Here is a 5,503-nt window from a genome sequence, read left to right as displayed (position 1 = left end):
GGGCGCCCCCCCCCCGCCGGCCCCCCCGGTGGGGGCGCCGCCACCACAAAAAAAAAACCACGGCCGGGTTGCCCCGGCCGTTTTCATTTACACGTCAAGTTCGATGGATCAGAACTTGTACTTCAGGGTCAGCTGCATCGACCAGCGCGACGCACCGGTGTTGCCCTTGTCGTTGTTGTTTTCCTGGATGGTCGGCTCATCAGCGCCGGTGAAGTTGTAGATGTACTTGCCGGTTGCCGGGTCGATACCCGCGTAGCTGGCCACACGAGCGGTCGAGTTGAAGCCGTAATCGTTGATGCGGCCCCACTTCTTGTTGATCAGGTTGCCGACATTCATGATGTCCAGCGCCAGCTCACCCTTGTGCTCCTTCATGAAGCCCGGGAACTCCTGCGAAATACGCATATCGAAGGTGTTCACGAAGCCGGTGCGGAACTCGTTGGCCGGAGCGATCTGGCCCTGGTAGGCGGCCAGCTGCGGGTTCTTGGCCAGCCAGTCGAAGAAGGCCTGCTCCATCGCGGCACCACCGGTCCACTTGACGTCGCCCGGGCCATTCGGCACGTAGAACAGGTCGTTGAAGGCACCGGCACCCGAGGTCGAGGCGGCATCACCGTTCATGTCGTTGGCGTAGATGTAGCTGAACGGACGACCCGAACGACCTTCGTAGAACAGGCCGACGCTGGTGTTGTAATCGCCGAAGAACGCCTTCTTCCAGTTGATGGAAGCGGTCACACGATCCTTGAGCGCGTAGCGCGAATCGTACGCCACGTTTTCATTGGCGGTGCCGATCAGGGTACTGCCCCAGTTGGAGGTGTTCTGCGAGCTGGTCAGCGGGCTGACTTCCTTCGCGGCGGTGTAGGTGTAAGCCAGCGACCAGCCCCAGTTTTCCATCAGCGGCTTGTTCAGGCCCACGGTGAACTGGCGGCTGGAACCCTTGTCGGTGTTCCGGAGCAGCATCACGTCGCCCATGTTCGGCGGACGATTGGCCTTACCACGCACAGTGCGACCATTCGACGCAGTCTGACCTTCCTGCACGTTGCGGTTGGCTGCGGTGGACGGCAGGTAGCCTTCCGGATTCCAGAACAGCTCACGACCGTCCTGACCAATGCGGGTGTAGCTGTTGCCGTTGCCGTCGCTCAGGTCCAGACGCTCGAAGTACAGCGCGTCATTGACCTTGGTGTACAGGAACTCAGCCGAAGCGACGATGCCGTACCACGGCAGCTCGGTATCGAAGGCCAGGTTGGTCTTCCACACCGACGGCATCTTCAGACCCGGCTCGATGACGTCCACGTTGTCACGCGCGGTGACGGTGCCAGCCGGGTAGTACGGCGGATCGACGTTCGGGGTGAAGATCGGACCCGGGTTGGTGAGGGTGAATTCCTGGTAGTTGAAACCGGTGTTCTGGTAGGCACCCGCCATCCACACGTTCGGGGCTGCGCCGCCGAACAGGCCCACGCCACCACGCAGCTGGGTCGGACGTTCGGTGTCGAAGGTGTAGTTGAAGCCGAAGCGCGGCTGCACCAGCTTGTCATCCGGCATTACGGTGTTGTCGTAGCCGTAGGTCGACATGATGCGCGGGTTGTACAGCTTCTGGTCGCTGAAGTCCGGCATGTCGACGCGGACGCCGAGCTGCAGGGTCAGGTTGCTGTTGACTGCCCAGCTGTCCTGCACGAACAGGCCGGTGTTCTTCAGCTCGTAACGAGCCGGGACGTCGTCCAGGCTGCCACCCGGCAGCGGAGCGCGCACGATGTACTGGCTCGGAGTACCGGCCGCGAACGCGTCCAGGTTGTTGAACACGTACACGCCGTTGAGGTTGCGGCCGTAGAAGTTCAGCAGTTCGTTCTTGGAGTAGTCGAAGCCGAACTTGACGGTGTGGTCGCCGACATACCAGGTACCGGCACCGAAGGCGCTCAGTTCCTTGGATTCGATGATGTTGACGTGAGTGTTCTGCTCGGTACCGAAGTACAGCGAGTTGTTGGACGGACCGAAACCACGCACCTGGATCTGCGGCAGGTCCGAGTACGGCGTGCGGACGGCCGAGTAATCCTTGTGACCGATCTTGAACTCGGTCGAGAAGTTCTCGGACCAGTCGCTGAACAGTTCGCCCATCCAGGACTCATAGGTCTTCGGCAGGTCGTACCAGAAGCTGCTCAGCGAGACCGCGCTGCTGCTGATCTGCGGGAAGCGGGCCACGGACTGTTCCATCTTGTTGTAGCGGATGGCAGCACGGTGGTTGTCGCTGATGTTCCAGTCGATCTTCAGTGCGTATTCTTCGATTTCGGTGTCGTTCGACGGTGCGCTCAGCGAACCGGCGTCAAAGCCGTAACCAGTGGCGATCTGCTGCGCACGGGCGATGTCGGCGTCGGTGATGGTGCCCTTGCCGTACGGGGTGTCGGTCAGGCTGGTACCCGGAGCCGAACGCTCCATCTTTTCGTAGTTGGCGAAGAAGAACAGCTTGTCCTTGACGATCGGGCCGCCCAGGGTCATGCCGTAGGTCTTCTCGTCATCAAAGCCGTTGAAGCGGACGCCGTCCAGATTCTTACGGACCATGTCCTTGTCGCGGTACGCGTAGTACACGGTGCCGCCGAAATCATTGGTACCCGACTTGGTCACCGCGTTGATCACCGCACCGGTACCACCGGCAATGGTGGTGTCGTAGTTGGCGATGTCGATGTTGATTTCCTGGATCGCATCCATCGACACCGGCTGACGCTCGGTCGGCAGGTTGTTGGATTCCAGGCCGAACGGATCGGCGGCGCTGATGCCGTCGATGCGGATGGCGTTGTAACGGGTGTTCTGACCACCGGCCGAGATCGCGCCGTCAGCCTTGCTGACCTGCGAGATGCGCGGGTCGAGGCGGATGTAATCCTGGATGTTGCGGTTGGCCGACGGCAGCGAGTCGATGGTTTCGCGGTTGACGTTCGAACCGGTACCCATCTTGTAGGCGCTGAACACGTCCGAACCACCGGCCACGGCGACAACCTGCACCGCGCTGAGGTTGGTGGCAGCAACGTCGCCGGTCAGGGCGGCATTGATGGTGTTGACCTGATTCAGGTTCAGGTAAACGCCTTCTTCGGTCTTGGTGCCTTCACCGGGCTTGTTGATGGTGATGGTGTACGGACCACCCACGCGCAGACCGCGCGCAGCGTAACGACCCGAAGCATCCGTGGTAGCACGGCTGGTGGTGCCGGACTCGGTGTGCGTGATGGTGACTTCGGCACCAGCCACAGGCGCGCCTGCGGCGGACGTGACCTGGCCGCCGACACCGGCAGAGGTGCTCTGGGCGAAGGCGGGGGCAGTGGCAAGAGCGGCCACGAGACCAAGGGTAAGCTTGGACATCCGGAGTGGGTGGGTCATTTTTGGGTAGCCTCGATGCGAGAGTGGCGATTTGCGGAGAAAAAACGCGCCCACACAGCCCCGGCAGCGGCTGAATGGACTTAGATCTGGGTTCCCTATGCCGCAGGCTGGTTTCAGCCGCAACGGTTAACACTAGATTAACACGATAGCCCCGGTATGTGACGGTTTAGCGACAACGCGCACACCATCACAACGCAATCGTGACATTTTCTTCACATCCGCCTATTCAGGAAATACCGGCTCCTTGCCGGCAGGGCGGAAGGTAGCCGTCGTTCATGTCAGGGCGGTGACGTATTTGGCCGCATCGGTAGCGCCGGCCGTTGGCCGGCCCAGGCGGCACCATTACCGCGCGATATCAAGCACCTGGCCGCGATACTCGGCCCCTGCCGCCGACAGCAGCAGCACGGCCGCCTCCGCACATTCGGCGGGATGCCGCGCCGCCTGGTCCTCGTCCAGCGAGAACGCCCGCGCCCGCAATGCGGTGCGCATCGGCCCGGGCTGTAGGCCGGCAACCCGCACCGGCCCGCGTGCGAGCTCAGCATGCAGGCTGGCAATCAACCCGCGCAGCCCGTGCTGGGCCGCGCCGTAGCCGCCCCAGTACGCCTGCCCTACCCGCGCCGGGTCGTCCACGGTGAAGACAAGGGCGGAATCATCGCGCTGCTTCAGCAACGGCAGGCAGGCCTGGGCCAGCCAGGCCGGCGCGGTCAGGTTGACGTGCACGGCGCGCGCGAACGCAGCGGGGTCGGCCAGCTCGAACGGGGTCAGGCCGGCGAAATCGGCCGCGCAGTAAAGCACCCCGTCCAGCTGGCCGAGCTCGCTGTGCAGGCGCTCGGCCAGGGTGGCGTAGTCGTCGGGGGTAGCCCCCTCCAGGTCCAGCGGATACAGCAGCGGTTCCGGTCCGGCGGCCTGGACCGCGCTGTACACCCGGTCCAGCCGGCGCGGCTTGCGCCCGAGCAGGACCACGGTTGCGCCCGCGGCGGCACAGGCCACGGCGGCGGCACTGCCGAAGCCACCACCTGCGCCTGCAATGAGAATGATGCGGTCGGCCAGCGCCCCGCTCCCGACCGCCACGGACGGGAGGGCGCTCATCCGTGCGCGGCCTCTTCGACGATGCGCTTGAGTTCGCCGGCCTCGAACAGCTCCAGCACGATGTCGCAGCCGCCAATCAGCTCGCCGTGGATGAACAGCTGCGGGAAGGTCGGCAGATTGGAGAAGCGTGGCAGGTTGGCGCGCACTTCCGGCTCTTCCAGCACGTTGACCGTGCGCAGGTTGACCGCGCCGGCCGCCATCAGCGCCTGCACGGCGCGGCTGGAGAACCCGCACATCGGGTACTGCGGGGTGCCCTTCATGAACAGCACGAGGGGGTAACGATCGACTTCCTGTTGGATCTGCTGCAACACCGCCACCACACCTCTCCTGCGTTGCGGGACCATCCGACCTCGGGTGGTCGGATAGACTTCCCCTGCGTCCATTGTAATGCGGTTGACCCCGCGCCGGACGTCCTCGTCTCACACGCCCGGATCGCCATGCCCTTCGACCTGCCCCGCCTGCCCTTCGAACGCACCGCCTTGCAGCCGCACCTGTCGGCGGCCAGCCTGGACCTGCACCTGGGTGCGCACCGCGCCTACGTGGAGACAGTCAACGCACAGATCGAGGGCACCGAACTGGCCGAACTGCCGCTGGAAGACCTGGTCCGCCAGAGCCAGGGCCGGCTGTTCGACGCCGCCGCCCAGGCCTGGAACCACGGCTTCTTCTGGGACGGTCTGCGACCGCGCGGCAGCGCCGAGCCGCAGGGACGGCTGGCTGAGCTTATCGGACGGCATTTCGGCGATCTGCGCCGGCTGCGCGAGGAAATCGAACGAGCCGCACTGGGCTTGTTCGGCTCCGGCTGGGTATGGCTGGTGCAGCACCCCAACAGCGCCCTGGCGGTGCAGGTCACCCGCAACGCGGGCACACCGCTGGTGGGCCAGAGCACCCCGCTGCTGGCCTGCGATCTGTGGGAGCACGCCTATTACACCGACTTCCAGAACGACCGGGCGAAGTACCTGGAGGCGTTCTGGAAAGTGGTCAACTGGGATGCAGTGGCAGAGCGATTGCGCGATTGAATGGGTAGCGCCGGCCGTTGGCCGGCTCACGCATCGCCTGGGCC

4 protein-coding genes are annotated in these 5,503 nt (G+C 64.1%); 1 reads left to right on the top strand and 3 read right to left on the bottom strand.

Going from position 1 to position 5,503, the window contains the following annotated elements:
• Nucleotides 1-108: 108 nt before the first annotated feature.
• The 3 genes from QMX83_RS19705 to grxD form a co-directional block, all read right to left on the bottom strand.
• A complete protein-coding gene (locus QMX83_RS19705; protein WP_282298341.1) occupies nt 109-3,354 on the bottom strand; it encodes a carboxypeptidase regulatory-like domain-containing protein in 3,246 nt (1,081 codons plus the stop codon).
• Nucleotides 3,355-3,696: 342 nt separating this feature from the next.
• On the bottom strand, nt 3,697-4,443 hold the full coding sequence (locus tag QMX83_RS19700; RefSeq protein ID WP_282298339.1) for an SDR family NAD(P)-dependent oxidoreductase: 747 nt from the start codon (nt 4,441-4,443) through the stop codon (nt 3,697-3,699).
• Nucleotides 4,440-4,760, bottom strand: coding sequence for a Grx4 family monothiol glutaredoxin (gene grxD / locus QMX83_RS19695; protein WP_125362216.1), 321 nt, complete (start codon nt 4,758-4,760; stop codon nt 4,440-4,442). The genes QMX83_RS19700 and grxD overlap by 4 nt, the downstream gene beginning before the upstream one ends.
• Nucleotides 4,761-4,880: 120 nt before the next feature.
• Between grxD and QMX83_RS19690 the strand changes: the two genes are divergently transcribed.
• Nucleotides 4,881-5,459: a superoxide dismutase gene (locus QMX83_RS19690; protein WP_282298338.1), complete on the top strand. Its 579-nt coding sequence runs from the start codon at nt 4,881-4,883 to the stop codon at nt 5,457-5,459.
• Nucleotides 5,460-5,503 lie beyond the last annotated feature (44 nt).

The sequence above is a fragment of the Stenotrophomonas sp. PS02289 genome, assembly GCF_029960115.1.
Lineage (GTDB): Bacteria > Pseudomonadota > Gammaproteobacteria > Xanthomonadales > Xanthomonadaceae > Stenotrophomonas.
This window is presented reverse-complemented; position numbering and strand designations above follow the sequence as displayed.